At 71.3% G+C, this 25,475-nt stretch carries 29 protein-coding genes; 14 read left to right on the top strand and 15 right to left on the bottom strand.

The features are described from left to right. Positions 1 to 6 precede the first annotated feature (6 nt). Together AC3ERT_RS22165 and AC3ERT_RS22160 are read right to left on the bottom strand one after the other, a co-directional pair. Positions 7 to 1,137: a DUF2637 domain-containing protein gene (locus AC3ERT_RS22165; protein WP_435132234.1), complete on the bottom strand. Its 1,131-nt coding sequence runs from the start codon at positions 1,135 to 1,137 to the stop codon at positions 7 to 9. Positions 1,138 to 1,317: 180 nt separating this feature from the next. Continuing rightward, the gene (locus AC3ERT_RS22160) at positions 1,318 to 2,139 is read right to left on the bottom strand and encodes a (2Fe-2S)-binding protein (protein ID WP_435176314.1); all 822 of its coding nucleotides are present in this window, start codon (positions 2,137 to 2,139) and stop codon (positions 1,318 to 1,320) included. 213 nt (positions 2,140 to 2,352) lie between these two features. Between AC3ERT_RS22160 and AC3ERT_RS22155 the strand changes: the two genes are divergently transcribed. Both AC3ERT_RS22155 and asnB read left to right on the top strand, forming a co-directional pair. Continuing rightward, the gene (locus tag AC3ERT_RS22155; protein WP_435132230.1) at positions 2,353 to 3,024 is read left to right on the top strand and encodes a GntR family transcriptional regulator; all 672 of its coding nucleotides are present in this window, start codon (positions 2,353 to 2,355) and stop codon (positions 3,022 to 3,024) included. A gap of 467 nt (positions 3,025 to 3,491) precedes the next feature. Beyond that, on the top strand, positions 3,492 to 5,333 hold the full coding sequence (asnB, locus tag AC3ERT_RS22150; RefSeq protein ID WP_435132227.1) for an asparagine synthase (glutamine-hydrolyzing): 1,842 nt from the start codon (positions 3,492 to 3,494) through the stop codon (positions 5,331 to 5,333). A 60-nt stretch (positions 5,334 to 5,393) separates the two neighbouring features. On the opposite strand, the gene AC3ERT_RS22145 is transcribed toward asnB, so the two are convergent. Next, the gene (locus AC3ERT_RS22145; protein ID WP_435176345.1) at positions 5,394 to 5,813 is read right to left on the bottom strand and encodes a pyridoxamine 5'-phosphate oxidase family protein; all 420 of its coding nucleotides are present in this window, start codon (positions 5,811 to 5,813) and stop codon (positions 5,394 to 5,396) included. Between the two features lie 480 nt (positions 5,814 to 6,293). Between AC3ERT_RS22145 and AC3ERT_RS22140 the strand changes: the two genes are divergently transcribed. Beyond that, positions 6,294 to 6,809 carry a hypothetical protein gene (locus AC3ERT_RS22140; protein WP_435132224.1) on the top strand — a complete coding sequence of 172 codons (516 nt, stop codon included), beginning with the start codon at positions 6,294 to 6,296 and terminating at the stop codon, positions 6,807 to 6,809. A gap of 9 nt (positions 6,810 to 6,818) precedes the next feature. Here the strand turns inward: AC3ERT_RS22140 and AC3ERT_RS22135 are convergent, their stop codons facing one another. Further along, a complete protein-coding gene (locus AC3ERT_RS22135) occupies positions 6,819 to 8,282 on the bottom strand; it encodes an amidase (RefSeq protein ID WP_435176312.1) in 1,464 nt (487 codons plus the stop codon). A 133-nt stretch (positions 8,283 to 8,415) separates the two neighbouring features. Between AC3ERT_RS22135 and AC3ERT_RS22130 the strand changes: the two genes are divergently transcribed. After that, positions 8,416 to 9,042, top strand: coding sequence for a TetR/AcrR family transcriptional regulator (locus AC3ERT_RS22130; protein ID WP_435176310.1), 627 nt, complete (start codon positions 8,416 to 8,418; stop codon positions 9,040 to 9,042). 94 nt (positions 9,043 to 9,136) lie between these two features. Here the strand turns inward: AC3ERT_RS22130 and AC3ERT_RS22125 are convergent, their stop codons facing one another. Further along, positions 9,137 to 10,000, bottom strand: a complete 864-nt coding sequence (locus tag AC3ERT_RS22125) for an MmyB family transcriptional regulator (protein WP_435176308.1) — start codon at positions 9,998 to 10,000, stop codon at positions 9,137 to 9,139. Between the two features lie 101 nt (positions 10,001 to 10,101). Between AC3ERT_RS22125 and AC3ERT_RS22120 the strand changes: the two genes are divergently transcribed. After that, positions 10,102 to 10,863 (top strand): SDR family oxidoreductase, encoded by a 762-nt coding sequence (locus AC3ERT_RS22120; RefSeq protein ID WP_435132215.1) that lies wholly within the window; start codon positions 10,102 to 10,104, stop codon positions 10,861 to 10,863. Positions 10,864 to 10,955: 92 nt separating this feature from the next. On the opposite strand, the gene AC3ERT_RS22115 is transcribed toward AC3ERT_RS22120, so the two are convergent. After that, a complete protein-coding gene (locus AC3ERT_RS22115) occupies positions 10,956 to 11,609 on the bottom strand; it encodes a TetR/AcrR family transcriptional regulator (protein ID WP_435132213.1) in 654 nt (217 codons plus the stop codon). A 26-nt stretch (positions 11,610 to 11,635) separates the two neighbouring features. On the opposite strand from AC3ERT_RS22115, the gene AC3ERT_RS22110 reads away from it, so the two are divergent. Both AC3ERT_RS22110 and AC3ERT_RS22105 read left to right on the top strand, forming a co-directional pair. Beyond that, on the top strand, positions 11,636 to 12,073 hold the full coding sequence (locus AC3ERT_RS22110) for a nuclear transport factor 2 family protein (protein WP_435176306.1): 438 nt from the start codon (positions 11,636 to 11,638) through the stop codon (positions 12,071 to 12,073). Continuing rightward, positions 12,073 to 12,978, top strand: coding sequence for an SDR family oxidoreductase (locus AC3ERT_RS22105; protein WP_435176304.1), 906 nt, complete (start codon positions 12,073 to 12,075; stop codon positions 12,976 to 12,978). The genes AC3ERT_RS22110 and AC3ERT_RS22105 overlap by 1 nt, the downstream gene beginning before the upstream one ends. Before the next feature lie 250 nt (positions 12,979 to 13,228). Here AC3ERT_RS22105 and AC3ERT_RS22100 read toward each other — a convergent pair whose 3' ends face one another. From AC3ERT_RS22100 to amcB, 4 genes are read right to left on the bottom strand one after another with little or no spacing between them, the layout of a single operon-like run. Then, a complete protein-coding gene (locus AC3ERT_RS22100; RefSeq protein ID WP_435176302.1) occupies positions 13,229 to 13,750 on the bottom strand; it encodes a hypothetical protein in 522 nt (173 codons plus the stop codon). A 29-nt stretch (positions 13,751 to 13,779) separates the two neighbouring features. Next, the gene (locus AC3ERT_RS22095; RefSeq protein WP_435176300.1) at positions 13,780 to 14,466 is read right to left on the bottom strand and encodes a pentapeptide repeat-containing protein; all 687 of its coding nucleotides are present in this window, start codon (positions 14,464 to 14,466) and stop codon (positions 13,780 to 13,782) included. 20 nt (positions 14,467 to 14,486) lie between these two features. Next, positions 14,487 to 14,678, bottom strand: coding sequence for a multiple cyclophane-containing RiPP AmcA (gene amcA / locus AC3ERT_RS22090; protein WP_435176298.1), 192 nt, complete (start codon positions 14,676 to 14,678; stop codon positions 14,487 to 14,489). Then, positions 14,675 to 15,826 (bottom strand): cyclophane-forming radical SAM peptide maturase AmcB, encoded by a 1,152-nt coding sequence (gene amcB, locus AC3ERT_RS22085; RefSeq protein ID WP_435176296.1) that lies wholly within the window; start codon positions 15,824 to 15,826, stop codon positions 14,675 to 14,677. The genes amcA and amcB overlap by 4 nt, the downstream gene beginning before the upstream one ends. A gap of 213 nt (positions 15,827 to 16,039) precedes the next feature. On the opposite strand from amcB, the gene AC3ERT_RS22080 reads away from it, so the two are divergent. Then, a complete protein-coding gene (locus tag AC3ERT_RS22080; protein ID WP_435176293.1) occupies positions 16,040 to 16,561 on the top strand; it encodes an NUDIX hydrolase in 522 nt (173 codons plus the stop codon). A 5-nt stretch (positions 16,562 to 16,566) separates the two neighbouring features. On the opposite strand, the gene AC3ERT_RS22075 is transcribed toward AC3ERT_RS22080, so the two are convergent. Together AC3ERT_RS22075 and AC3ERT_RS22070 are read right to left on the bottom strand one after the other, a co-directional pair. After that, positions 16,567 to 18,021, bottom strand: coding sequence for a hypothetical protein (locus tag AC3ERT_RS22075; protein ID WP_435176290.1), 1,455 nt, complete (start codon positions 18,019 to 18,021; stop codon positions 16,567 to 16,569). Between the two features lie 393 nt (positions 18,022 to 18,414). Beyond that, on the bottom strand, positions 18,415 to 18,828 hold the full coding sequence (locus tag AC3ERT_RS22070) for an NUDIX hydrolase (protein ID WP_435176287.1): 414 nt from the start codon (positions 18,826 to 18,828) through the stop codon (positions 18,415 to 18,417). Positions 18,829 to 18,891: 63 nt separating this feature from the next. Here AC3ERT_RS22070 and AC3ERT_RS22065 point away from each other — a divergent pair, with 63 nt between their 5' ends. Then, positions 18,892 to 19,653 (top strand): YqjF family protein, encoded by a 762-nt coding sequence (locus AC3ERT_RS22065; protein ID WP_435176284.1) that lies wholly within the window; start codon positions 18,892 to 18,894, stop codon positions 19,651 to 19,653. Here the strand turns inward: AC3ERT_RS22065 and AC3ERT_RS22060 are convergent. The 3 genes from AC3ERT_RS22060 to AC3ERT_RS22050 all read right to left on the bottom strand — a co-directional run bounded on the left by AC3ERT_RS22060 (position 19,646) and on the right by AC3ERT_RS22050 (position 21,040). After that, positions 19,646 to 19,855, bottom strand: a complete 210-nt coding sequence (locus AC3ERT_RS22060) for a DUF397 domain-containing protein (protein ID WP_435176281.1) — start codon at positions 19,853 to 19,855, stop codon at positions 19,646 to 19,648. The genes AC3ERT_RS22065 and AC3ERT_RS22060 overlap by 8 nt on opposite strands. A 139-nt stretch (positions 19,856 to 19,994) precedes the next feature. Further along, entirely contained in the window at positions 19,995 to 20,204 is a 210-nt protein-coding gene (locus AC3ERT_RS22055; protein ID WP_435132192.1) for a DUF397 domain-containing protein, read from the bottom strand. Then, positions 20,201 to 21,040: a helix-turn-helix domain-containing protein gene (locus AC3ERT_RS22050; RefSeq protein ID WP_435132189.1), complete on the bottom strand. Its 840-nt coding sequence runs from the start codon at positions 21,038 to 21,040 to the stop codon at positions 20,201 to 20,203. The genes AC3ERT_RS22055 and AC3ERT_RS22050 overlap by 4 nt, the downstream gene beginning before the upstream one ends. 500 nt (positions 21,041 to 21,540) lie before the next feature. On the opposite strand from AC3ERT_RS22050, the gene AC3ERT_RS22045 reads away from it, so the two are divergent. The 5 genes from AC3ERT_RS22045 (at position 21,541) to tgmC (ending at position 25,424) form a co-directional block, all read left to right on the top strand. After that, the gene (locus AC3ERT_RS22045; protein ID WP_435176278.1) at positions 21,541 to 22,386 is read left to right on the top strand and encodes a helix-turn-helix domain-containing protein; all 846 of its coding nucleotides are present in this window, start codon (positions 21,541 to 21,543) and stop codon (positions 22,384 to 22,386) included. Next, complete coding sequence (locus AC3ERT_RS22040; RefSeq protein WP_435176275.1) at positions 22,383 to 22,658, top strand: helix-turn-helix domain-containing protein; 276 nt, start codon at positions 22,383 to 22,385, stop codon at positions 22,656 to 22,658. Before AC3ERT_RS22045 ends, AC3ERT_RS22040 begins: the two co-directional genes overlap by 4 nt. Positions 22,659 to 23,068: 410 nt before the next feature. Further along, the gene (locus AC3ERT_RS22035) at positions 23,069 to 23,305 is read left to right on the top strand and encodes a putative ATP-grasp-modified RiPP (RefSeq protein ID WP_435176272.1); all 237 of its coding nucleotides are present in this window, start codon (positions 23,069 to 23,071) and stop codon (positions 23,303 to 23,305) included. Then, entirely contained in the window at positions 23,305 to 24,267 is a 963-nt protein-coding gene (tgmB, locus tag AC3ERT_RS22030) for an ATP-grasp ribosomal peptide maturase (RefSeq protein ID WP_435176270.1), read from the top strand. The genes AC3ERT_RS22035 and tgmB overlap by 1 nt, the downstream gene beginning before the upstream one ends. Continuing rightward, positions 24,264 to 25,424 carry an ATP-grasp peptide maturase system methyltransferase gene (gene tgmC / locus AC3ERT_RS22025; RefSeq protein WP_435176267.1) on the top strand — a complete coding sequence of 387 codons (1,161 nt, stop codon included), beginning with the start codon at positions 24,264 to 24,266 and terminating at the stop codon, positions 25,422 to 25,424. Before tgmB ends, tgmC begins: the two co-directional genes overlap by 4 nt. The last annotated feature ends 51 nt before the right edge of the window (positions 25,425 to 25,475 follow it).

Here is a 25,475-nt window from a genome sequence, read left to right as displayed (position 1 = left end):
CCGGGATCAGCCGAACTGCCGCTCCAGGTCCTGGAGTTTGCGCTCCAGCGAGTCCAACCGCGGCAGAGTCAGCGTGTCGTCCTCGGCGATCAGGTCGATCGGCGCCGGACCCGACCCCGTCGCCGACGGCTCGGCGGAGGACGAAGCGGGCTGCTCCGCTGCCGAGTTGGCGGGAGCCGCCGTGCTCTCGCGCACCGGCTGGAGTGCCGGGCGCGCCCGCACCGGCAGTTCGCCGGACGGCAGCTCCATCGAGGGGCCTATGGCAGGCTCCGAAGCGGCCTGGCCGGTACCCGCCGCGCCTGCCGCGGGCAACTCGACCTGGCGGCCGCCCCGGCCACCGCGCGGCCACGGCCGCCCCTGTCGGGTGAGCGCCTTGATCTTCGCGCGCTCCATCCGGTCGTGCTCGCGGCGCCGTATCTCCGTCTGCTCGCGCTGCCGCTTGTCCTCGCGGACCTCCTCGACCGCCTCGTCCAGCGAGCGCACGCCCTCCAGCAGCATCAGCGACCAGGCACCGTAGGTCTCGCGCGGGGCGCGCAGCCACCGCACCATCCGGATCTGCGGCAACGGCCGCGGCACCAGGCCCTGTTCGCGCAGCGCCGCCCGGCGGGTCTGCTTCAGCGCGCGGTCGAAGAGCACCGCGGCCGACAGCGACATCCCGGCGAAGAACTGCGGTGCGCCGGCGTGCTCCACCCCGCGCGGGGCGTGCACCCAGTTGAACCAGGCCGCGGCGCCGGCGAACATCCACACCAGCAGGCGCGAGCCGAGCGCCGCGTCGCCGTGGCTGGCCTCGCGGACCGCCAGCACCGAGCAGAACATCGCCGCGCCGTCGAGCCCGAACGGCACCAGGTACTCCCAGCCGTTGGTCAGACCGAGGTTCTGCCGCCCGAAGCCGACCAGGCCGTGGAAGGACAGCGCGGCGGCCACCGCGGCGCAGCAGAACAGCAACACGTACGAGGCGCTGCCGTACACCGCTTCCTTGCGGCGGCGGCGCTCCTCGCTGCGCTCCCAGGAGTCGCCCTGGGCGGCGCTGTCACCGGACGTGCGGCGGTTGCGGAAGACGAAGACGCAAGCCGCGAGGACGACCAGGCCGATACCGGCCGAGATCATCCAGTCCAGCGATATGTCCGTGATTCTCATATGCGATTCCTCGTGTCGCTTCCGTCGCGCTCGGGCCGTTGGGGCTGCTTACGACCGACATCATCGTGCAGAGTCCGGATGGGTGCAGACCTTACGGCACAAGAGCACGCGTACGGGTCCCCGGGTACTCGAACTCACGTGCCAGAACGGCTTAGTTGAGCGTGATCGTAGCGCGGAAGGTCAGACCGCGGACGCGCGGCGGTCGAGACGGGCGCCGGTCTGCCGCCGCGGACAGGTGGTGCAGGTGTCCGCGGGGCTGATGGTGTAGTAAAGGCAGCAGGTGAGGCGGGTGCGCGAGGCGGTCGAACACCCGCCGACGACTGACGGGACGTCAGTTTCCGTGGCCGGGCGGAAGCCCGCGCCGCCGGCGAACGGGTGGGTGTCGCCCGGCAGCAGCGCGGCCAGTTCGGCCACCGCGCGCTCCTCCTGGTCGAACAGCCGCCCGACGTACCACAGCCCTTCGGTGATCTCGTCGGTGACCATGCCCCACAGGGCGTGTCGGCCGCGCCGCAGCAGCGGCCCGAAGCCCGCGAGCACCGGCTCGACGTGTTCGGCGACCGCCGCCCGCAGCTCGTCGCGCAGCGCGGCGGCGTGCGGCGCGGGGCGCGCGCCGGGCAGCGCCGCGACCGGGTCGTCCGGCAGGCAGCTGAACGACCGGGTCCGTACGGTGATCCGGCCCGAGGCGGCGTGGAAGGCCACGTCGTCGACCGGCAGGCGCGGCACCCGGCCGTGCAGGAACCACGGCACCGTGAAGAGCAGGCAGGCCGGCCACAGGTAGCGGTGCAGCGCGAGGGTCGCCGCGACGTCGGGGCGCGGCGGGCGCGGCCGGTGGTGGGTCGACTCCGCTGTGGTCCTCGTCACGAACGCGTCGAGTGCGGCGCCGCCGTCGGCGAGGTCGCGCGCGCCGATCCAGCCCGCGCCGGTGGGCGGCGGGGCGGCGGTGATCCGCAGTTGCGGGAAGACCGCGGACAGCCGGGCGTAGGAAGCGCTCGTCGCAAGCATGGTAAGGCTTACCTTAACCACCCCCGGAAGGGTTTACGCTAGCGGCCGTACGCCGGACGGGTGAGTGCGCCGGCGCACACGGCAGCTGGACCGTAACGGTGCAGGTCAGATGGTTTTCGCGGGGCAGTGGTCGGGCGTCTCCGGCCGGGTTCAGGTGTTTTTCCGGGGCGGTGCCGCCGTGGGGGCCCGCGGGGGAGGAAGGAGCGGGACACGGTGGAGCACGCCGCGCCGATGGTGCCGCCCGCCCGCGGTCCCGAGCGGCTGTCCGTACGGGACCAGGTGCTCGACGGGCTGCGCGCCGCGATCGTCTCCGGGCACCTCGCACCGGGCTCCGTGCACTCCGCGCCGGCGCTCGCCGAGCGGTACGGCGTCTCCGCCACCCCCGTCCGCGAGGCGATGCAGGCGCTGTCCCGCGAGGGCGCCGTCGAGGTGCTGCCCAACCGCGGGTTCCGCGTCGCGGAGTACACCGCGCGCGACCTCGCCGAACTGGCGCAGGTGCGGGCGCTGCTCGACGTCCCCGTGGTGCTCGGGCTGGCCCGTACGGTGCCGCCCGCCCGCTGGGAGCAGCTGCGGCCGCTGGCGGACGAGGCGGCGGCGCGGGCGGCGTGCGGCGACGTCGGGGCGTACGCGGAGGCGGACCGCGCCTTCCACCGCGCGGTGCTGGGGCTGGCCGGCAACCGGCACCTGGTCGCGGTGGCGGACGAGCTGCACTGCCGTACGCAGTGGCCCGCGGCCGCGGTCTGGCGCGAGGGGAGCGCGCTCGCCGTACGGGAGCGGCTGACCGCCGACGCCGCGGAGCACGGTGCGCTGCTCGACGCGGTCGCCTCCGGCGGGGCGGAGCGGGTGGAGGACGCGGTGCGGCGGCACTTCGGGCCGGGGGCATAGGGCTTCCGGCGGGGCGCGGCGGAGGCGTGGCCGCGGGGCCCGACCGGTCCGCGGTGCGGGGGAACCGGCCAGGTGGCCGGAAGCGGGGCGGGAGGTATTCGGCCGTTCACCCGGGGCCCGGCCGGGGCTGCCCGCGAGTACCGCGCCGGCCGCCGGCGGAGGAGCGGGTCGTATACGTCCGGATACGAAGCCCGCGGCGGAATCTGTCCCTCCGCTGTTCCGCGGCGCTTGCCCCAACGCTCGGCAAAGTCGTGCCCATAGCCTCGGCGGAGTGTGAACACTGCGCCGCCTAGGGCTCGTTCATGCAGGCCAGTCGCATGATGACCGAAAGTTGCTTACTGCATACACCTATCGTCCGGTGGCCGTTGACGGGCGGCCCGCGGCGGATCGACCATCCGTTTAGGTGCTCAATACACATGAATCTGTGTTGCGGGCGCGTTGCGTGTGCCGAGTGGACGGAGAAGCGCATGTGCGGCATCACCGGATGGATTGCCTACCAGCGGGACCTGGCCGGGGAACGGCGGACGGTCGACGCGATGACCGAGACGATGTCCTGCCGGGGCCCGGACGACCGGGGCACCTGGATCAGCGGCCCGGCGGCGCTGGGCCACCGCAGGCTCGCCATCATCGACCTGCCCGGCGGCCGCCAGCCGATGAGCGTCGAGACCCCCGGCGGCACCGTGGCCATGGTCTACTCCGGCGAGGCGTACAACTTCACCGAGCTGCGCGCCGAACTGGCCGGCCGCGGCCACCGGTTCACCACCGACTCCGACACCGAGGTGGTGCTGCACGGCTACCTGGAGTGGGGCGCGGCCGTCGCCGAGCGGCTCAACGGCATGTACGCGTTCGCCATCTGGGACGACCGCGAGCAGAAGCTCGTCATGATCCGCGACCGGATGGGCATCAAGCCCTTCTACTACTACCCGACCGCCGACGGCGTGCTGTTCGGCTCCGAGCCCAAGGCGATCCTGGCCAACCCGCTCGCCGAGCGGACCGTCACCCTCGACGGGCTGCGCGAACTGCTCGTCATGGTCAAGACCCCCGGGCACGGCTTCTGGGACGGCATGCACGAGGTCGAACCCGGCACCGTGGTGACCGTCGACCGCTCCGGCATCCGCACAAACGCGTACTGGCGGCTGGAGACCCGCCCGCACACCGACGACCAGCAGGCCACGATCCGCCACGTCCGCACCCTGCTCGACGACATCGTGCGGCGCCAGCTCGTGGCCGACGTGCCGCGCTGCACGCTGCTGTCCGGCGGCCTGGACTCCTCCGCGATGACCGCGCTGGCCGCGCAGCAGCTCGGCCGCACCGGCGAGACCGTACGGAGCTTCGCGGTCGACTTCGTCGGGCAGGCCGAGAACTTCGTCGCCGACGAGCTGCGCGGCACCCCCGACACGCCGTTCGTCCACGACGTCGCCCGCACCTCCGGCACCGAGCACCAGGACATCGTGCTCGACTCCGACCAGCTCGCCGACCCCGAGGTGCGCTCGAAGGTGATCGCGGCCAGGGACCTGCCGGCGGGCTTCGGCGACCTGGACGCCTCGCTCTACCTGCTCTTCAAGGCGATCCGCGGGCACTCCACCGTGGCGCTGTCGGGGGAGTCGGCCGACGAGGTGTTCGGCGGCTACCTCCAGTTCTTCGACCCCGAGGCCCGCAAGGGCCTCACCTTCCCCTGGCTGGAGAACTTCGGCCGACACTTCGGCGACGACGAAGCGATCCTCCGCGACGACCTCAAGCACAGCCTCGACCTCGCGTCCTACGTCGCCGACTCCTACGCGACCGCCTCCGGCGAGGTGCAACGGCTCGCCGGCGAGAGCGACTTCGAGTTCCGGATGCGCACGATCTCCTATCTCCACCTGACCCGCTTCGTGCGGATTCTGCTCGACCGCAAGGACCGCGCCAGCATGGCGGTCGGCCTCGAGGTGCGCGTGCCCTTCTGCGACCACCGCCTGGTCGAGTACGTCTACAACGCGCCCTGGGCACTCAAGTCCTTCGACGGCCGGGAGAAGAGCCTGCTGCGCGAGGCGACCGCCGACGTGCTGCCGCGCTCGGTCTACGACCGCGTCAAGAGCCCCTACCCCTCCACGCAGGACCCGGCCTACGCCGTCGCCCTCCAGAAGCACGTCAAGGAGATCCTCGCGCAGCCCGGCCACCCCGTCTTCGAACTCGTCAGCCGCAGCGTCCTCGAAGAGGCGGTCCGCGTCGACAGCCCCCAGATCACCCAGGCGTCCCGCCGCGGCCTCGAACGCACCCTCGACCTGGCGCTGTGGCTCGACCTCTACCGGCCCACCCTCAAACTCACGTGATCCGTCAGTGAGTTCACCCGCCGCACCGGCCGCTGTTCGCCGCCGCCGGTGCGGCGGGCCTCACACCAGCCAGGCGCCGTCGCGCATGACGGTGCGCCCGCGCAGTTCCGGCTCGCCGCGCCAGGCCCGTACGGTCACCGGCGTCACCCGCAGGTACACGAACGCGCCCTCCTCCGCGCGCGGGTCCCACCCGAACTTCCCGGCGAACGCCTCGGCCGCGCCCGGGGGCACCTCCTCGGCCGGGAAGCACGCGGCCGTACCCGAGACCAGCACCACGTCGGCGGTGTCCGGGAGGGAGAGGCGGACCCGGGGCTCGGTCCGCAGGTTGCGTACGGTCGCGGAAGCGGCGCTCGTACACATCCACACCGCGTCCTCGTGCCACACGAACCACAACGGCACCTGGTGCGGGCCGTGTTCAGGGTGCGCCGTCGCTACCCACACCTCCCGCTCGCCCCGAAGCCGCCCCACCACCGAGCGCACCCGCTCCGCCGCCCCCCGCCGGCCAACTCCCTTGTCCGCTCTGCCGCCTTCGGGCGAGCCGCCTGTCCGGCGTTCATCGCCGGTGTCGTAGAAGCGGGTGAGGTACGCCTCTGCCGGCAGAGCGCTCTGCCGCATGAGGGAGAACACTTCGGCGCCGTTCTCCGGCACGTCGTACATTGCGAAGGATTCGGAGAATCCCGCGTAGCTGACACCGTCCAGGCCATCGCAATACTCCGAGGAGTCGGCCTCGGCGAGCGCTATGGCCTCCTCCGAAGTGGACGCCCGCCAGATGGTGACGCGCTCCTCGAACGCGCCGAGATCTGCGTGGAAGTAGACGGATCGAACTCCGTACCAGCCCATTTTCCCCCCTCGGTTCACGTGAAGCCGAGGCTATCGGTGCCGGTCGTGACGCGCCCCGCGGGCGAACGCGGGTCCGCACGGGGGCTGTTGCGGGGCTGGGGCGGCTGGAAGGGTGGGGGCATGGAACGGACCGGGGATTCACCCGAGCGGGGGCGTGCCCTCCAGGAGGCCGGGTACCGGAAACTGCAACGGGCGTTCGCGGCGTGTGCGGAGCCGGTGTACCGGATACGGGACCCGTGGCTCGCCCCCTGCACGCTGGCCGAGGGCCATACGGTCGACGGCTCGCTGCAATCGCTCACCCTCGCCTACGGCTCCTGGGACACCGGGCAGCCGCATCTGCACATCACGACGTGGCGGGACCTGCCCGGGCAGGACTTCGAGCCCGACGCTGCCGCCGAGTTCCCCGACACACCGGGGGAGGAGATCACGGTCGGCATCGACGGCCGCCCGGCCGAGGCGAGACTCCTGCGGTCGGCGGGCGGCGCCTGGCTGCTGCGGGCGGACCCCGGACGGGTTCACCTGCTGGCCTTCGGGCGTGGCCCGATGGGGGACCTGGCCTTCGAACGGCTCGTGGACATCACGCCGGTGATCGACGCCCGCCGTAGCTTCCTGGCCTCCCGCCGCCGGGGTAGGTAGGAGCGCTCCTCAGTGCGCCGGGGGATTCCCGGCCCACACCGGGGGAGTCCGGCCCGTCCAGGGGCCGGCCTGTTCGAGTTGGCCGGCGAGGCGGAAGAGGCGGCCCTCTTGGCCGTAGCCGGCGGCGAACTGCATGCCGATCGGCAGCCCCGTGCCGGGGTCCGCCGTCACCGGCACGGACATGGCGGGCGTGCCCGCCGCGTTGAACGGCGTGGTGAACGGCGAGCGGTCGAAGATGCGGTCGATCCAGCCGAGGCCGTCCAGCGTCTCCGCGCTCTGGGCGAGGGCGCCGAGCGGTGCGGGAAGCTCCGGCAGGGTCGGGGTGAGCAGGATGTCGTGGGCGTCGAAGTACCGTGCCAGACTCCGGGCGACCTGGTTCCGCATCGTGAGCGCGGTGACGAACTGTGCGCCGCTGACCTGCTGCCCGTAGCGGTAGCCGGCAAGGGTCACCGGTTCGAGGGTGGAGGAGTCGACGGGCCGGCCGAAGGCGGCGGCCAGACCGTCGACCGTGGCCGCGAGGTTCGCCGTGTGCAGACGGGCGTTGGCCAGGACGTACTCCTCCCAGGCGGCCCCGAGGCCGACCTCGACCTCCTCGACCTGGTGGCCGAGCGATTCCAGCAGCCGTACCGTGCGGGAGAGGGCGTCGGCCACCGGTGCGGTGGTGCGGCGCCCGCCCCACGCCTGGGCGAGGACGCCGATCCGCAACGAGCCCGGAGGGCGGGTGACTTCCTCGGCGTACGGCCGGGACGGCTGCGGGGCGAAATAGGGATCGCCCGGTTCCGGGCCGCGGATCGCGTCGAGCAGAGCCGCGCTGTCGCGTACGGTGCGGCTGACGCTGCCGTGCACGGCCAGTCCGCTGAACAGCTCGTCGAAGTCGGGGCCCATGGAGACGCGGCCACGGCTGGGCTTCAACCCGAACAGGCCGTTGTGGGCGGCGGGCACCCGCAGCGAGCCGGCGGCGTCGGTGCCGTGCGCGATCGGGACCACCCCGGCGGCGACGGCCGCCGCCGCGCCCCCGCTGGACCCGCCCGCGCTCCGCCCCAGGCTCCACGGGTTGCGGGTCGCGCCGTACAGCACGGACTCCGTCGTGATGCTGTAGGCCAGCTCCGGCGTCGCGGTACGCCCGAACGTCACGAGGCCGGCGCGCCGCAGGCGCCGCATCACGGCGGAGTCGGCGCGGGCGACGTTGCCGGCCGCGAGGCGGCTGCCGAGCTCCGTGCGCCGCCCGGCCATGGTGACCCCGATGTCCTTGATCAGGAACGGGACCCCCGCCAGCGGTGCGCAGCCGGGCTCGGGCTCGGGCTTGGGCTCGTCGTCGGTCGGCCAGGTCTCCACGATGGCGTTGATCCGCGGGTTGACCGCCTGTGCGGCCTCGCGTGCGGCGGCCTCCAGTTCGGCGCGGGTCACCTCGCCTTGGGCCACCAGCTCCGCCAGCCCGACCGCGTCGAAGTCCACGTACTCGGTCACTTTCACTGCCACTCCCACCAGGAAGAACGATACTGCTGAGTCGCTGACGATACTGTACGGTATCAAGTGGCACGGACTGGTACCGTAGGAGCGGCGGGACAGGGGCCCCGCGGCACCGACCGGACGTCACGGAGCAGTCATGGCATCGACCACCAGCAGACCGGGCAGGGTGGCGAAACTGCCTCCTCGCGAGCGCATCCTCGACGCGGCGGAGGAGCTGTTCCAGCGCGAGGGAATCCGGCGGGTGGGCGTCCAGGCGATCGCCGAGAAGGCCGAGACCACCAAGATGGCGATCTACCGGCACTTCGAGACCAAGGACGCGCTGGTCGCGGAGTGGATGCGGATCGTCGCCGCGGACTACCAGGCGGCCTTCGACCGGGTCGAGACGGAACACCCCGGCCGGCCCGGGGAGCAGATCCTTGGGCTGGCCCGCTTCATCGCCGAGGGGTTGCCCGGCATCTCGCACCGGGGCTGCCCGTTCATCAACTCCCTCGCCGAACTGCCCGACCGCTCCCATCCCGCACGCCAGGTGATCGAGAAGCACAAGGCCGACCAGATGCGCAGGCTGGTCGGCATGTGCGCCGAGGCGGGGCTGCCCGACCCCGAGCAGGCCGCGGCCGAGATCACCTTCGTCCTCGAAGGCGCGCAGGTCAGCACCCAGAACGGCAGCGTCGACCAGGTGGGGGACCGCCTGATGCGGATCGTCGAGGGAATCGTGGACCGGCACCGCGCCCCCGCCGGCGCGTCCCGGCAGGCCGCCGGCTGACGGTCGGCGCGGCCGAGGACACCGCCGGTTCGCCGGCTTGTCGGATCAGCCGGTTCACCGGATCAGCCGGTTCACCATTCACCAGTTCGCCGGTTCACCGGCCCGGTTCCGTGTACATCGCCTGGGTGCCCACGACCGTCAGCAGCGCGAGCTTCTCCGCGGTGTCGGTCCCGGCGCGCGGGGCGAACCAGAGCAGCCGCTGCCGGCCGTCCTCGCTGAAGAGGCTGAGGCAGTGGAGGTCGAGCATGCCGACGGTGGGGTGGACGATCCGTTTCCGCTCGTCCCTGCGCACCTCCACGTCCTGCTCGGCCCACATCGCCTCGAACTCCGGTGACAGCTGCCGCAGTTCGGCCAGCAGCCTGGCCGCCTCGGCGTCCCCGGGGCTGCGCCGTCCGACCGCCGCGCGCAGGTCCGCGACGAACGAGCGCGACTGCGCGGCGAGGTCCTCGGGCGGGTAGACCTGCCGCGCGGCCGGCTCGGCGAACCACCGGTGGATGAAGCTGCCCGCACGGCCGGGGCGGGTGGACAGGTCGCCGAGCATCGCCACGCACAGCGGGTTCTGCACCAGCACGGCGTGCAGGTCGGTGCAGACCATCGCCGGGGTCCGGTCGATGCGCGTCAGCAGGTCGAGCAGCGCGGGGTGGACGTGCGACGCCGTGCCGCCCTGGTCCGGGAGCGGGCGGTTCGCCAGCCGGTACAGGTGGTCGCGTTCGTCGTGGCTCAGGCGCAGGGCGCGGGCGAGGGCCGCGAGCATCTGGTCGGAGGGCTGCGAGCCGGCGCCGCGCTCGAGCTCGGTGTAGTACTCCACCGAGGCGCCCGCCAGCACGGCCACCTCGCCGCGCCGCAGACCGGGAACGCGGCGCCGCGGCCCGGGCACGAGCCCGACGTCCTCGGGGCGGATGCGCTCGCGCCGCGAACGCAGGAAGTCCCCGAGCTCGGCGTACCTCGTGGTCGACATGCTCCCAGCCTCCCCGAGCGGCGCCCTCCGTGCCAGGGGATGCCGTCCCCACCTTCCGGAGCAACTGTCGCGGTCCCGCGCCGCCCCGCAGAGTGGAGGCCATGAACACCTCACCCCACGACACGCGTACCGGCTCCGGCGCCTCGCCGGCCACCGGGAAGACGGTCCTGATCACCGGCGGCACCAGCGGGATCGGCGCCGCGACCGCCCGCCTCCTGCTCGGGCGCGGCCACCAGGTCGCCGTCACCGGGCGCGACCCCGGCCGGCTCGAGTCCTTCCTCGACGAGGTCGGCCACGCCGACCGCGTCCTGGGCCTGGTGGCCGAGGCCGCCGACTGGGACGCCACGAACGCGGCGGTCGCCGCCACGGTGGACCGCTTCGGGGCACTCGACGCGGCGATCGCGAACGCGGGCTACGCGTCCGCGGACCACTTCCGCGCGGACAGCGACAGCGTCTTCGACGACGGCGACCCGGAGCTGTGGGCGCCGATGGTGCTCGCCAATGTGCTCGGCCCGGCACTGCTGGCCAAGGCTGCCCTGCCCCACCTCGAACGGTCCCACGGCCGGGTGGTGCTCCTGGGCAGCGTGGTCGGCGTCAAGAACAGCCCGGGCAACCTCTACTCCGCCACGAAGTGGGCCGTGGTCGGCCTCGCCGAGAACCTCCGCCTGCACGTCACGACCCGCGGCATCGGTGTCACGCTCGTCAACCCCGGCCTGATCGACACCGCGTTCTGGGAGGGCGGGGCGCCGCCTGTCGCGATGGGCCCGGAGGCGGTGGCCGAGGCGATCGGCTTCGCGCTCGACCAGCCGGCGGGCGTCGACCTCAACACGGTCACGATCCGCCCCATCGGCCAGACGCTCTGACGCCCGGATGCCCTGATGCTCTGACGGTCCGCGCTTGCCGGGTGCGCCCGCCTGCGGCGCACCCGGCCGCCCCGCCCCGCCCCGCGCCGCGCTCAGTGGGGCGGGGCGGCGAGGACGGTCCGGACGAGGGCGGCGACGTCGTGGCGGATGTCGTCGGGGGTGCGGCCGGAGGCGAGGAGTTCGTCCACGAGGTCGGCGCGGAGGGCGCCGAGGAGGACGTGGGCGGTGTAGGCGGGTGAGGCGGCGGCGGGGGAGTCGGTGCGGGCGATGAGCGCGCGCAGGACGTCGTGCGTCCAGACGTAGTGGGGGGCGCGCAGGAGCCCGGCGCCGCTGAGTTCGCGGGCGGCGGTGAGGTGGCGGTGGGTGAGTTTGAAGGTGACCAGTTCGTCGAACAGGGCGAGGACGCGGGTCAGCGGGGGCGCGGCGGAGCCGAGGGGCGGGTCGGGCTGTTCGAGCGCGGACCGCAGGGGTGCCGCGTGCGCGGCGAAGAGCGCGTCGAGCAGGCCGTCGCGGCTGCCGAACGCGCGGAAGAGGGTGCCCTTGCCGACGCCCGCCGCCGCGGCGATGTCGTCCATGGAGACGGACCTGGGCGCGTCGGTGTCGGCGAACAGCGCGGCGGCGGCCTCGAGGACGAGTTCACGGGGGAACGCGGGCCGCCCGGGCCGCCGGGCCGCCGTCGGCGACGCCTTGGTCGTCTCCGTTTCGGACTGGCGGTCCGAAACGGTGCTACGGTGTTTGGGACTCACAGTCCGTAATTGTAGTGGAGGCTCCCGTGGAGACCCCTGTGCAGACCCCGGAGAACGGTTCCCCGCAGGACGACGACCTGCCCCCGTGGCTGGCCGCCGCCCTGCTGGGCCTGGCCTCCGGCGACACCGCCGCCTGGACGGACGTGTTCGCCGAGGACGCCGTCCACGAGTTCCCGTTCGCGGCGCCGGGCGCGCCGCAGCGCCTCGAGGGCAGGGCGGAGATCGCCACCTTCGTCGCCGGGCTCTCCGGCCGTATCCGCTTCGGCGCCCTCACCGACGTACGGGTCCACGAAGCGGCGGACGGGACCGTCGTCATCGAGGCCGAGGGCCACCACCAGGACGCCGCCTCCGGCGCCCCGTTCGACCTCCGCTACGTCTGGGTCGTCACCCGCGGCGCCGACGGCCGGATCACGCGGCTGCGCGACTACATGGGCCCGCGCCGCCCGCGCACCGAGGAGGACTGATGCGCGTCTTCGTCACCGGCGGCACCGGCTTCATCGGCGCCGCGCTCGTACGGGACCTGCTCGCCGCCGGGCACGACGTCCTCGGGCTCGCCCGCTCCGACGCCTCCGCCGCACGCCTGGCAGCCGCCGGCGCCACCCCGCACCGCGGCTCGCTGGAGGACCTCGACGCCCTGCGCGATGCGGCCGCCCGCACCGACGGCGTCATCCACACCGCGTTCGACAACTCCGACCTCGCCCGTTTCGCCGACAACAGCCGTACGGAGCAAGCCGCGTTGGAGGCGATCGGGGGCGTGCTCGCCGGCAGCGGCCGACCGCTGGTCGTCACGGCCGGGTTCGCCTTCCTCGCCCCCGGCGCCCTGGCCACCGAGAACGACGTACGCCCGCCCGGCGCGTCCCCCCTCGGCCGCACCGCCGAAGCCACCGCGGCGGCGCTGGCCGCGTCCGGCGTACGCACCTGCGTCGTACGCCTGCCGTGCGTCCACGGCGACGGCGACCGCTTCACCATCCCGCAGTTCACCGCGATCGCCGAACGCACTGGCGTCTCCGCGTACGTCGGCGACGGCCTCAACCGGTGGGCGGCCGTGCACCACGTCGACGCCGCCCGCGTCTACCGGCTCGCCTTCGAACGAGCCGCCGAACAGGGCGAGCCGGGCGCCCGTTACCACGCCGTCGCCGAGGAGGGCGTACCCGTCAAGGCCATCGCCGAGGTGATCGGCCGCCGCCTGGGCATCCCCGTCCGCAGCCTCACCCCCGAGGCCGCCGCCCAACACTTCGGCGCCCACGTCCACTTCGTACAGTCCGACGCTCCCGCCTCCAGCGCCCTCACCCGCGAACGCCTCAGCTGGCACCCCCAAGGCCCCGGCCTCCTCGCGGACATCGCCCGCCCAAACTACGGCGCCACGTAAACGCCCCGCGCGGCTCCATTCGGACACCGCGTCCGCGCCGACTCGCCCGCTTGGCGATCAGCAGCTGACGGGCCATCGCGTTCCACTGCGCTGCCCCGGCCCGTTGCCCGCGGCTCTCCGCTCCCGGCCTCCAGCGAGCATGGCAGCCCGGGTCTTCCCGTACAGCGGCTCCGCGATCGACGACACGGCTCCGCTGATTCCGACTGCAGGACCTTCCCAACCTCGGGTCGAGCGCAGGGGTGCGGCGCCCTCACGTCCTGACCGGCCATGACGCGATTGGTGGCTGGCCGAGCCAGAAGGCGGCCACGGAGGGCTGGTCGATCCCGGCGGTCGAGCCGTCGTGAGCAAGGAACTCGGTCGGAGCGATGTAGCCGTCGCCCGGATCGAGGCGGATGCGCAGGCAGCGCAGCGGGTGCCCTGCGGTGACGTACCGGCGGATGTCCTCGGTGTGGGGGTGGTGCCGGTCCGGGTCGGCGTGGAGCGTGCGGCAGATCTGCTGAATGTCGCGGTCGCCGATGAGCAGGTAGCGCGGGCCAGGGCCGAGGTTGAGGCAGAGCCGGCGGCGGCCCTGGTGGCGTCGGGCGTACGGTAGCCGGTCGAAGTTGTCGACATGCAGGCCGATCCGGCGACCGGTGGCGGAGTCCTCCGTGGTGGTGGCCCAGTGGCCGGGGCTGGCCGCGCACCCCAGGAGGGTGGTGGGCCAGCGACCGTCGAGGGGGTCGCACCGGTCGCGTATGTCGTCGAAGGTGTGGAAGAGGAGCCGTGGGCCCATGGCCGTGCCTCCCCAGGGCGGGTGCGGGGCTACTTGTCGTCGAGGTCTTCACCGAAGGTGACGTCCAGCTCGGTGGCGAGGGCCTCGGCGAGTTGGAGTGTCTGGGCCTGGTCGATGACGATCTGCTTGAGCGAGGCCAGGCCGCGGAGCTGGGAGAGGTCGTTGCCACGGAGGTCGAGGCAGCGGTACTTCCCGCCTTCGAACGCGGTCAGCCGTAGATCGCAGTCATCGATCAGGGCGGCGCCGAGGTCAGCGGCGGCGAGGGTGGCCTCGCGAAGAGAGCACTTGGAGAAGATCACGGGTCCGGTGGCTCGGACGCGGGTGAGGGTGCTGTAGTCGAGCTTGCAGTTCTCGAACAGGACGTTGTCGAGCGCGACGTCTTCGAAGGCGGCGCCCATGAGCTTGCAGTCGCGGAAGACGGCTCGGGAGAGCTTGCTGTCGGTCCACTGTAGGGAGGACAGGCCGCATCCGGTGAACTCCACGGAGTCGACGCGGAGCTTCTCGAAGCGGGTGCGCTGGGTCTTGAGGCCGGTGATCCGCCCGTCCACCAGGTGGGTGTCGGCCAGGTCGAGGTCCCGCAGGTCGGCGTCGGCGTACTGGAACTCCGCCACCCGGCCACGCCCGCCCTCCAGCGAGGTGACGTTGGAGAGGTAGCGGCCCGGCTCGTTCAGGGCGGGGAGCGTGACGCTCGTACGGCGGATCGTGCGGGTGTCCATCAACAGCCTTTCAGCGCGGCCTACTTCTTCTTGTTCCAGTTGTCCCATGTCGGGCGGTTGTCGAAGGGCGCCGGAGTTTTTGCCCAGTTGTCCCACGTGGGCCGGTTGTCCCACGCTGTCTCAACGATCACCGGGGTCGGGACGTCGTGCGGAGCTATCAACTCCATCACGACGGGGGCGTCGGAAGTGGCGAGTCGGTCCAGGATCTTCATGCAACAGCCTCCTTGGTTACGAGCGTGGACAGGGCCGTGACCAGGGCCTGCCGGGAGACCCGGCAGTAGTTGGTCTCGGTGGTCGTGAGGTCTCCGTTCTCGAAGTAGCGGTTGGCGGCCTGGGCGCCGCGGCAGAAGTCGAAGAACTCGCATTCGGCCTGGCAGCGGTCCAGGCCGGTGAGGAAGTCGCGGACGTAGCGCAGCCGGTGGGCGTCCCGGAGGATCGCGGGCAGGGGGCGGTCGAGGATGTTGCCGGCTACGAAGTCGCCGTACTCGGGCGCCGCCGTGTCCGCGAGTTCCGGGGAGAGCAGGACCACGTCGCCCTTCCAGGAAATGGTGGGGATCGGGTCGAGGCGCCGACCGTCCCACTCAGCTCTCCGGCCGGAACGGATCAGCTGGAGGTACTCGGCGAGGCATTCGACTTCCCGGACCGCCGGACCGCCAGGATGCCGACGGGTCCAGATGAGGGTACGGCGCCAGAAGTCCTCGGCCTGGATCGCGGTGGGCGGCTGCCGGTCGGTGTTGGCCCCTTCGATCTCCTCGACGTTGAAGCCCACCGAATGGCCGCCCAGGGAGGTCAGGAACTCCAGCAGCTCCTCCGGCATCGCGATGCCCAGGGTGCCGACCACCGAGATGACGGAGAACGGGACGCCGTGCTCGCGCAGCTGCGCGATTCCGCGAAGGATGCGGTCGAAGGCGGGCTTGCCCCGAAGGTCGACGCGCTCGGCGTTCAAAGCGGCCGGACCGTCGATGCTCACCCCGACGCGGACTTCGTACGCGGCCAGCAGGTCGCACCACGTCTCGGTGATGAGTGTCGCGTTGGTCTGCACATAGTGGTGGACTCGGCCCGCCCGCCGCAGGGCCTGGAACGGCGCGAGCAGGGCGGCGAACTTCTGCTGGCCCACGGCGAGTGGCTCCCCGCCGTGCCAGACGATGCCGATCGGATGTCCGCTGTCATCGAACTGGGTCACCGCCTGCGCCAGTGCCTCGGCCACATCCGGGGACATCTGGTGCTTGAGCTTGCGAAAGGGCAAGTAGCAGTACCGGCAGTCCAGATTGCACCAGGTCGTGGGTTGCACCACCACGGTCTGCGGGGCCGCAAACCGCTGCTGGTACCGGGCAGGCCACGGGGACGGGCGAGAGCGCATCGGGGTCCTCTCCTCGGCGGACAGGGCATCGCCAGCCGGGAGCAGGAGCCTCGGGCCGGGGATACGACCACTGTCCACCTCGCCGTGACGGGCACGTGATGACATCGCGCTGTCATTGCCGATGACATGTCATCGGCGCGCTGCTGACACTGCGCTGAAGTCGCGTCAGCTGCACAGGAGTTCGAGTGGTTCTCTGTGGGCTATCGTGACGGGGTGCCTCGCTCGATTCTGATCCACGACGGCCAGACGTCCCGCGATATCGGTCTGGTGTACTGCTGCTCGGGCTACCTCGTCGAGCGCGGCAAAGTGCTGCTCGTGCACCACAACCGCTTCGACAAATGGGTTCCGCCGGGCGGTCATATCGAGCCCGGGGAGTCTTTCGCGGGCACGGCGGTGCGCGAGTTCAAGGAGGAGACGGGGCTGCTGGTGGAGGCGATCTCCAGCCAGTCGGCCATCCACCCGGCCGACCACAACGCCACTCCTGAACCCGTGCCGTTCTACGTGGACATCGAGCGCGAAGGCTTCCCGACGCCGGCGCTGGTCCAGTTCTTCTACGTCCAGCGGCAGCCCGGCACCCGGGAACAGGCCGTGGAGGCGCAGCTCGAAGAGGTGCATGGGGCCGCCTGGTTCGGCCTGGAGGATCTCGACACCCTCAAGACCTTCGACCAGGTCCGTTCCCTGGCGCGGTTCGCCCTGCTGAACTACCCGGTGGCCGGGGAGCGCGCCGCGTCGTAGACGGCCTACCGCCCTGCGAGGCGGTACCCGCTGGCCCCGTCCACCGTGCAGGCCAGCAGTAGCCGGGTCGGGACTCCGCCGAAGGCGGCAGAGGCGGCCTGGTTGAGGCGCTGAACGTACTTGGGCACCGAGGACGGGGCGACGTAGAGCTTCGCCGCGATCTGCTCGGTCGGCATTCCGGCCGCAGGAGCGTTGTACATGACCCTCGCCAGGTCGAACAGGCGCTCCGACAGCTCACACGCCACCTTTCCTTCGCAGTCACCTGCCCCGAGGAGGACGGTCCGGCCAGGACCGAGGGCGACATGGACGATGGCCATCTCGGCCGACACCTCGTTTGCGTCCTCGGGGGCGGGGTCGGCAAGGTTCATTCGGACCAGACGCTGCATCGCTTCCTCGTAGGCCGACACCGTGTAGTACGCGGCCCGGATGGTGGCACGCTTGCTCGAAGCGCCCGGCTCGTTCCACAGTCCGGCCTCCGGGTCCCACAGGTCGTTCATCAACTTCCACGCCTTGGCGAGGCGGGGATCGCGAGGGCTGGCGCCGGCCCGGATGGCGGCCTGGGTGCACAGCGCGTACGCCATGTGTTCCCAGGCCGTGCCCTGCACGTCCTTGTCGTCCTCGACGAACTCCTCCCACCGGTGGTGGTTGTGCAGCAGCCACTGGCCGGCCTCGGTGACCACGTCGGACAGCCTCCTCCGCTGCACCGGGCCGTGCACCCCGCCCTCCTCCCGCGGGCCGTCCCGGTAGGCGGGCTCGCCGCCCGGCCCGGTGCCCGAGCAGACGGTCGACAGCGCGAGCAGGCACAGCGCGGTCTTGCTCGGGCTCGGATCGGTGTCGATGTAGGTACGCCACCCCCATGCCCCGCTGGGGCGCCGGTGGTAGAGCAGGCCGTGCACTCCGTGGTCGATCAGCGGTTCGACGCGCTCCAGGAGGCCGCTGGTCTCCACCCCGCCGGGTAAGAGGAGTCCGGGGCCGAAGTCATGGAGGACATCTCTGAGCTCGGCGAGCCGGTGCACCACCAGGGCGGTTTGGTGCAGCGAGGTGTCGTCGAGTCCGAGGACTTCTGGCCAGCCGTGGTCGACCTGGTGGTGCTCCAGCCAGCCGACGCACCAGGCCGCGGACTCCGCGACGCCGTTGTGGTGGAAGAAACGGGGATGGGACAGCAGTCCGGCCAGGCCGAAGGCGATGAACCGTGTGTGCTCGCCACGGCCGCCTTTGGGGCGGGGCCGCGAGTGCTCAGGGATGGCGCCGGTGAGGAAGTCGAGCCCCTGGCGAACCGGCTGCCCGGCGATGCCCGCGGCCCGCAGGATCGGCAGGACCTCGCTGGTGTTGACGATCGACGAAACCGAGGTCAGGGTGAGGCCCCACCCGCCGTCGTACCCCTGGTTGTGCAGCAGCGTCCGGGCAGCCTCGCCCGCTCTGGTCTCGAACGCCGCGAGCCCCACGCGTGCACTCTTCATGATTCGCCTCCGCCGCAGAACGACCGGCCCGCCGGTCAAACCGTACCCAACTCGGCTACTACCGACGCGTGTTCGGGAGGCGAGACACTACGGTGCGTTGTGATGAAGCCGTTCGTGTTCCAGCATGTGCTCCACCACCCGGGTCACCACCCTCGCGGTGGGCGTTGAGGTCAGCGTAGGCCGCGTCCGCATGTTCCAGCCCCCGGTCAACTCGTCGGCCATCGCGGCGCGGACGCCACCTCGGAGGCGTGACGGACGGCCTCGGCGGGGGTGCCGGCGGCCGCGCCGGCGAGGCTATTGACGACGGTCAGGCGAGCGGGAACTCACCGGGCGCGACGCTCACGGCAGAGGGGGGAGGGAGGGGCGGGAGGAGACCGGCGGTTGGTGCGGTGCTCAGGAGGGCAGGGCCGTGTCCAGGTATGCCTGGACCGGCTCGGACAGGCCGTAGGGCACGTACTCCGGGAGGGCGCCGGGGGCGACCCAGGCCACTGCGGCCACTTCCTCGGGGGCCGCGACATGGGTGGTGCCGCTCAGTATCCGGCAGGCGGTGTAGGACATGAGGCGGCCCGTCTTCGGGTGGACACGCTCGCCGAGCGACTTGACCGGCGCCACGGTCAGCCCGGTCTCCTCCTGGGTCTCCCGTACGGCGGCGTCCGCGCGTTCTTCGCCGGGCTCGACCTTTCCGGCCGGGAACTGCCAGGACAGCTCTCCCTCGCGCACACGGCGGCGGACCATGAGGACTCGGCCTTCGTGAACGATGACGGCGGCGGCGACGCTTGGCCGCTCGTCCTTGCTCTGCTGCGTCAACGCTGCTCCGTAAGGTGTCAGGCGGCCCGCGGGAGGGCCGGGCGTCGCTGCCATACTCGCCGGATGCCGCTGACGGACGTGATACCCGAGCCGATAACGGCCGACGCTCCTCGCGAGATGGGCGCCACCCTGCTCACCCAGTCATGGCTCGACCTGGCCTTCCTCCACTGGGCCGCCGACCCGGAGGTCGTGGCGCCGCTGCTGCCGTCCGGTACGCGGCCGGACACCCTGAACGGCGCCACCTACGTCGGGCTCATCGCCTTCCGGATGCACCGCGTGGGATGGTTCCGGCTTCCCGGCATCCCCTACCTCGGCTCCTTCCCGGAGACCAACGTCCGCCTGTACTCGGTGGACGCGGCCGGGCGGCGCGGCGTCGTCTTCCGCACTCTGGAGGCGTCCCGCCTGATCCCCGCGACCGTCGGCCGGGGCGCGTTCCGCCTGCCCTACGCCTGGTCGGAGATGGACCTGCGGCGCGAAGGGGACACGGTCACCTACACGAGCCGCCGGCGGTGGCCCGGCCCCCGAGGCGCGCACAGCAGCATCGCGATACGGGTGGGAGCCCGCCTTCAGCAACCCACCGAGCTCGAAGAGTTCCTGACCGCCCGCTGGGGCGTGCACAACGCATTCCTCGGACGCCCGGTGTACCTCCCGAACGTCCACCCCCGCTGGCCACTTCACCAGGCCGAACTACTCCGTTGCGAAGAGAGCCTCCTCACCTCGGCAGGCGTGCCGTCGCCAATCGGAGAGCCCGTCAGCGTGCTCTACTCCCCAGGCGTCCCGGTCCGCCTCGGCCGCCCGGACTACGGCATGACCCGGCTCAACTGAGAGGGAACGCGCCGGACTTGAGGCTCGTGAGGAAGGAAGCGAACGCCGCTGCGCGGAAGTTCAGGGTGGGGCCGTGCGGGTCCTTGGAGTCCCGGACGGGGACGGTGCCGTGGGAGGTGGCGAGGTTGGTGGCGACTTCGACGCAGTTGCCGCCGTTGCCGCTGTAGGAGGACGTGAACCATTGCGGGGTTGCGGTCGTCATGGGGTGCCCCTTTTGTCGGTGACGGCACGTCGATGCGTACCCGGGGGCGCGGGTGGTGACACCTTGCGGGGGTGCGGCACGGCCCCGTTGCGGGGGAGGCGACGGGGCCGTGGGGAAGTGTTGCTGGTGGGGCGGGCGGTCAGGTGAGGGGGAACTCGCCGGACTTGACGCTCGCCACGAAGGAAGCGAACGAGGCGGCCGGGAAGTCCAGGGCCGGGCCGTTCGGGTCCTTGGAGTCACGGACGGGGACCACACCGCGCGAGGCGATGAGGTTGGCAGCGACCTCGACGCACTGGCCGCCGTTGGAGCTGTACGAAGACTTGAACCAACGGGGGGATTCGGTCGTCACGACGTGCCCTTTCTTAGCTGGTTGATCATGGCCACGGATGCCGCCTGCGACAGCGCTTCAGCCTGTAGTTGATGGTAGGCCGTCAGTTTGGGCAGTACAAACGTGCTTTCTTTGTCGAGGTGGCCTTGTACCTGTGACTCGGCGTACGCGGCAACGGACCTGTCGGCAAGGGTCAGCAGCGTGAGTGGGAGGTCGAACGCGCGCCGGGCACCCACCGAGAAGGGCGAGACCTGGATGATCCAGTTGGGTAGGGCCGCAAGCTCAACCAGCCGCTTGAGCTGGGCGTCCATGACGTCGGCGCCGCCGACGGCCTGGCGAATGCAGCTCTCGTCCAAGACGACGAGCATCACTGGCGGGTGGACCCGTACCAGAGCGGCTTGCCTGTCCATGAGCAGAAGGACTCGCTCGGCGGCCTGATCGGTGGTGATGGTGCCGCGTTGCACGTCACCGTCGGCCAGTGCTTCCGCGTACTCACGCGTCTGTAGTAGCCCAGGGATCAGGCCAACCTCGAACAGACGGATCTCCGTGGCCCGGCTCTCGTAGCCCACGAACTCCGGGAAGCCTTCCAGCAGAGAGCCGCGCCGAAGCTCGATCTGCTCGCGCTCGAACGAGTTGGGGCCGTTGGCCGTTCCGTAGGCAACGTCAAGGCCCCTCGCAAAGCCGAGAGTTGGCGGCTTGCGACCAGTTTCCACGGCCGAAATATGCTGGCTGGAACATGCCACTCGGACGGCCAACTCTTCCTGGGTCCACCCCTGTTGCTCCCGGAACCTGCGCATACGGGCGCCGAAGGCAGCGCGCGGGCTGCTCTCCGGGTTCAGCTGTTTGATGTTGACCATGCCGACCCCCGACTCTTCCTTCGTTTCTGATTAGTTGAAGGGCCCACGTCCGTAGGCCACTCTGAACGTGCTCGGCGGTGAAGCCGACACGGAGAGGAGCGAACCATGGGCATGACGCTGGCCGTGTATCGGATCGATGCGAAGTCCGGGAAACGCATTACCGTGCGGAAGCGCTACAAGGTTGCTCCGGAAAATGTGCCCGTGTGCACGAGTTCGGCATTGCCGCCGTGCGCGTGCGAGCGGTGTCGTAACGCCGGTTGCGCCGGCGTCGGTTAGCCACACCCCCTTGCGTGCAGCGGGAACCACGCGGGATGACCACATGGTTCCCGTTTCGTCGTACGGAGTGACCTTATAGCCGCGATTCGTGTTCGGACAAGGCCGCTTCTTGGCGTACTACGCACAATTACGCGTTCGTGGGTGTGGGTGTCGGGTCAACGTGAACTGATAATCGGATAAAGGAGAACCGGATGGCTGACGGGGGCGACGGGGGTAGGAAGGGAATGGACCTGAGCGGATGGGGGTGGTTCTCGGCGCGGGAGTTGTACGCGAACCAACTGGCCTTTCGGCGCGAGCAGTCGGGGATGAGCCTGGTGCAGCTCGGGGAGAAGTGCCGGTACGAGCAGTCGTATCTGCACCGTTTGGAGACGGGCGGGCGGCTCGGCACCGTGCAGGCGGCGCGGGCGCTGGACTTGGTGTACGGGACCGGGGACCTGCTGGAGCGGCTGTGGTGGCTGGCGAAGCGCGAGACGAAGGACCGGCTGGTGCTGGGGCTGGCGCCGTTCGAGGCGAACGCGGCCAGCATTCAGGAGTACGCGGTGAGCACGGTGCCGGATCTGCTCCAGACGCCGGCGTACGCGCGGGAGCAGTTGCACCTGGCGCAGCTCGGTGACGAGGAGGCGGAGGAGCTGGTCGCGGCGCGGCTCGGCCGGCAGGCGCGGTTGTCCGGGCCGGAGCCGGTGCACTACCGGGCGCTGATCGACGAGGCGGTGCTGTGCCGCAAGGCGCGGGACCCGAAGACCTGGGCCGCTCAACTGGAGCACCTGATCGAGGTGGCGCAGCGGCCGGGGGTCGCGCTGCACGTGGTGCCGTTCGGGGCCGGGCCGCATCACCTGCGCAGCTCGCTGGAGTTGGTCTATCTGCGGGACGGGGCCAGCATGGCGTACACGCAGGGCAGTTGGAACGGGCATCTCACCAACGACCCGGAAGAGGTCGAGCCGTTGCGGATCGCGTTCGACTCGCTGCGGGACGCCGCGCTTGTTCCGGCGGAATCCCTCGCGTTTCTCCGTGCTTTGCTGGACGAGTGTTCCGCCGCCGGCGGCGATGGCGCGGAAGGCCGTTGTCCGTGAGGCGCGGCGACGTACCCGGCCCGGGGGCCCGGCCGGGCGGAAAGCGCCGGGTCTGCCGCCGCCCCACCCGCCTCAACCACGAACCCGAGGCGGTCACGTGGGCCCGGGAGCGGGTCGGCCTCACGAAACGCGAACTCGCCACGGAGATCGGTATCTCCGAGCAGTTGATGGGAGAAATAGAATCGGGCTGGCGCAATGCCACGCCCCCGAACCTGGCGAAAATCGCCGACGCCCTCAATTGCCCCATCGTGGCCCTGGAACGCAAACGCTGAACTTCCACCCCGCCCTTTCCCGCAGAATGGAAGTGGGTGAACGTGGCGCGAACCGTCCTCCTGAACCCTGCCGTCGGGGTAGGGGCCCGAATCCGTGGCAACGGTGATCCACCGCAACTTGTCCGATGCAAGCGGCAATAGGGGTATCCCGAGCGGCACGGGACCGAGCTCCCCCTCCAACGCAAGATCGCCATCGCGGTCGGAAGATCCGAATAGTCCGGAGGCGTCGGATCGCGTCAAGGTGTACGGGTCAGGCCGCGCTGAATCTCGCGCAAATCCCCCACGTGCGTAGCTAACGCCCCGTAGCCTTGGAAAAGAATCGCTGCGGCCAAGACGTCGAATGCGCGGCACTCTCAGGAAACGGAGGCATCCAGATGGCACAGACACCAGCACCGTGGGGAACGCGACGAATGGGCCCCTACACGTCCACCGTCGCGATCCCGCGGTGCGCCCCCGTGATCGACCCGGAAACGCAGATCGCTGTCATTGTGGATGAGCGGGGACGGACCGTCGAACTGGGCGACCACGGCACCAGCACGAGCGGCGTCACGCCCACCACGACGACCCCCGGCGACGGGGCGGGGCCGGGCGGCGCGACCGACGCGGACAGCGCCGAGTCGTACGACCAGGACCAGAGTTCCGACTGATGAGTGACAGCAGGTCGGTACTGGTGCTCACCAATCCGTATGACGTGACGGCGGACGTGGTCCTGCGCCTCCTCGCCGAGCGGCGGATATCCGTGGTCCGTCTCGACCCCGGTGCCGACCTGCACACGGGCGCCTCGCTGACTGCTGCGTACCTCATGGACGACAGGCGGGGCATGCTGCGCACGGCGAGTCGGGAACTCGACACCATGCGGGTCAGGGCCGTTTGGATGCGCAGGCCCTCGCCCTACGAGGGTCCGCAGGGGCTGAGCGAGCAGGACCGTCGTTTTGCCGCGGAGCAGGCAATGTGGGGCGTGGGTGGAGTTCTTGCGTCACTGCCGGGTGCGCACTATGTCAACCACCCGTGGGACAACCGGGCCGCGGAGTTCAAGCCGGTGCAACTCGCGACCGCGCAGCGCTGTGGCTTCCTGGTGCCGAGCACGGTGATCACCAACGATCCGGAGGAGGCTCGGACCTTCGCCGCTCAGCAGCATGGTGGAGTGGTCTACAAGCCGGTATGGAACACGCCGTACAGGATCGACGGCCAGCCATACAGCGTCTGGGTTCGAGAGGTGCGCGCGGCCGAGATCACCGATGCGGTTTCCGTCTGCCCGCACATGTTCCAGGCCAAGGTGGACAAGGGTTTCGATGCGCGGGTGACGGCAGTAGGGGACCGGCTGTTCGGAGTCCGGATCGACAGCCCCGATCTGGACTGGCGCCGACGTCAGGATGTGATGACATGCACACCGATCGAGGTACCCGAGGCGGTCACACGGTCGGTCGTTGCCTACCTTGGCGAACTCCGGTTGGTTTACGGCGCGTTCGACTTCGCTGTCAGCGCGGCGGGTGACTGGTACTTCCTGGAGTGCAACCCGAACGGTCAGTGGGCGTGGCAGCCGGCGCAGACCACCATGGCGATTGCTTGCGCTCTTGCCGACCAGTTGGAGGGACGGTCCGACACGTGAGTACATCGGCTCGGTTGCGGGCGGCGTTGGTGGCGGAACTTGCCGAGGGGGGCGGCTGCTTGGAACCCGGGTGGCGTGGGGCCGCCGCCGCGGTGCCCCGGGAGTTGTTCGTCGGGTCGTACTTCCGCGCGGTGGCGGGTAGCGTGCCGACGGCGTACCGGCCCGTACGGGAGGGCGAGCCCGGGTGGCTGGAGGGGATCTACTCCGATCGGACGCTGGTCACCCAACTGGACGGCCGGGTCCGGCCCGAGGACGTGGCCGGAGGAGCGGTGACCGGCTCGCCGTCCTCCTCGTCCACCCTGCCGTCGCTGGTGCTGCGCATGTGGCAGCAGCTCGATGTCGGGCCCGGGCAGCGGGTGTTGGAGATCGGCACGGGCACGGGGTACTCGACCGCGATCGGCGCTCACCGGCTCGGGGAAGCCCGCCTGACCAGTGTCGAGTACGACCCGGAGGTGGGGGGTGCCGCCGCGGCGGCGCTGGCGGCGGCCGGGTTCGCGCCCCGGCTCGTCATCGGTGACGGGCTGCGCGGGGACCCGGGCGGGGGCCCGTACGACCGGCTGATCGCCACCTGTTCGGTGCGGTACGTCCCGCTGCCGTGGCTGCACCAGGTGCGGCCGGGCGGGAAGATCCTGGTCACCCTCTCCGGATGGAGCTACGCCAACGCCCTTGCGCTGCTGGACGTGACCGGGCCCGGGGAGGCGACCGGCCGTTTCCTGCCCGGGTTCACCAGCTTCATGATCGCCCGGCCGCACGACCGGCCGCCGCGCCCGGCGCTGGTGCTGCTGCCGGGGGAGGAGCGGCCGAGCCGGATCGACCCGGCGGTGCTCGACGGGTGGACCGGCGGGTGGGTCGCGCAGCTCGCGGCGCCTTCCGCCGAACGTATGGGGGCGGGAGCGGAGCAGATCCTCTGGGACGTGTCCAGCGGGTCCCAGGCGCGTACGGCCCCCGACTCCCGGGGCGGGTGGACCGTCATCCAGCGCGGGCCGCTCCGCTTGTGGGACCGGGTCGAAGAGGCGGTGCGGCGCTGGCAGGCCGCCGGGGAGCCGCACCAACAGGAGTTCGCCCTCACGGTCACCCCTACCGCCCAGCGCGTCCGCCTCAACCCGGCCCCGCCCCCGGACCCGGACCCCGACGCCGGCTGGGCCCTCCCGATCTGACGAACCCGTAGCCGGCGGGCTATTCCGGGCTCAGCGTCGGCGGGGCGAGGT

The organism is Actinacidiphila sp. bgisy145, from assembly GCF_057708125.1.
This window is presented reverse-complemented; position numbering and strand designations above follow the sequence as displayed.

Coding starts and splice junctions, on each gene's coding strand:
- AC3ERT_RS22165 (WP_435132234.1), bottom strand. CDS start 1,137: ATGAGAATCACGGACATATCGCTGGACTGGATGATCTCGGCCGGTATC.
- AC3ERT_RS22160 (WP_435176314.1), bottom strand. CDS start 2,139: ATGCTTGCGACGAGCGCTTCCTACGCCCGGCTGTCCGCGGTCTTCCCG.
- asnB (WP_435132227.1), top strand. CDS start 3,492: ATGTGCGGCATCACCGGATGGATTGCCTACCAGCGGGACCTGGCCGGG.
- AC3ERT_RS22140 (WP_435132224.1), top strand. CDS start 6,294: ATGGAACGGACCGGGGATTCACCCGAGCGGGGGCGTGCCCTCCAGGAG.
- AC3ERT_RS22130 (WP_435176310.1), top strand. CDS start 8,416: ATGGCATCGACCACCAGCAGACCGGGCAGGGTGGCGAAACTGCCTCCT.
- AC3ERT_RS22125 (WP_435176308.1), bottom strand. CDS start 10,000: ATGTCGACCACGAGGTACGCCGAGCTCGGGGACTTCCTGCGTTCGCGG.
- AC3ERT_RS22120 (WP_435132215.1), top strand. CDS start 10,102: ATGAACACCTCACCCCACGACACGCGTACCGGCTCCGGCGCCTCGCCG.
- AC3ERT_RS22105 (WP_435176304.1), top strand. CDS start 12,073: ATGCGCGTCTTCGTCACCGGCGGCACCGGCTTCATCGGCGCCGCGCTC.
- AC3ERT_RS22100 (WP_435176302.1), bottom strand. CDS start 13,750: ATGGGCCCACGGCTCCTCTTCCACACCTTCGACGACATACGCGACCGG.
- AC3ERT_RS22095 (WP_435176300.1), bottom strand. CDS start 14,466: ATGGACACCCGCACGATCCGCCGTACGAGCGTCACGCTCCCCGCCCTG.
- amcA (WP_435176298.1), bottom strand. CDS start 14,678: ATGAAGATCCTGGACCGACTCGCCACTTCCGACGCCCCCGTCGTGATG.
- amcB (WP_435176296.1), bottom strand. CDS start 15,826: ATGCGCTCTCGCCCGTCCCCGTGGCCTGCCCGGTACCAGCAGCGGTTT.
- AC3ERT_RS22075 (WP_435176290.1), bottom strand. CDS start 18,021: ATGAAGAGTGCACGCGTGGGGCTCGCGGCGTTCGAGACCAGAGCGGGC.
- AC3ERT_RS22065 (WP_435176284.1), top strand. CDS start 18,892: ATGCCGCTGACGGACGTGATACCCGAGCCGATAACGGCCGACGCTCCT.
- AC3ERT_RS22060 (WP_435176281.1), bottom strand. CDS start 19,855: ATGACGACCGCAACCCCGCAATGGTTCACGTCCTCCTACAGCGGCAAC.
- AC3ERT_RS22050 (WP_435132189.1), bottom strand. CDS start 21,040: ATGGTCAACATCAAACAGCTGAACCCGGAGAGCAGCCCGCGCGCTGCC.
- AC3ERT_RS22045 (WP_435176278.1), top strand. CDS start 21,541: ATGGACCTGAGCGGATGGGGGTGGTTCTCGGCGCGGGAGTTGTACGCG.
- AC3ERT_RS22035 (WP_435176272.1), top strand. CDS start 23,069: ATGGGCCCCTACACGTCCACCGTCGCGATCCCGCGGTGCGCCCCCGTG.
- tgmB (WP_435176270.1), top strand. CDS start 23,305: ATGAGTGACAGCAGGTCGGTACTGGTGCTCACCAATCCGTATGACGTG.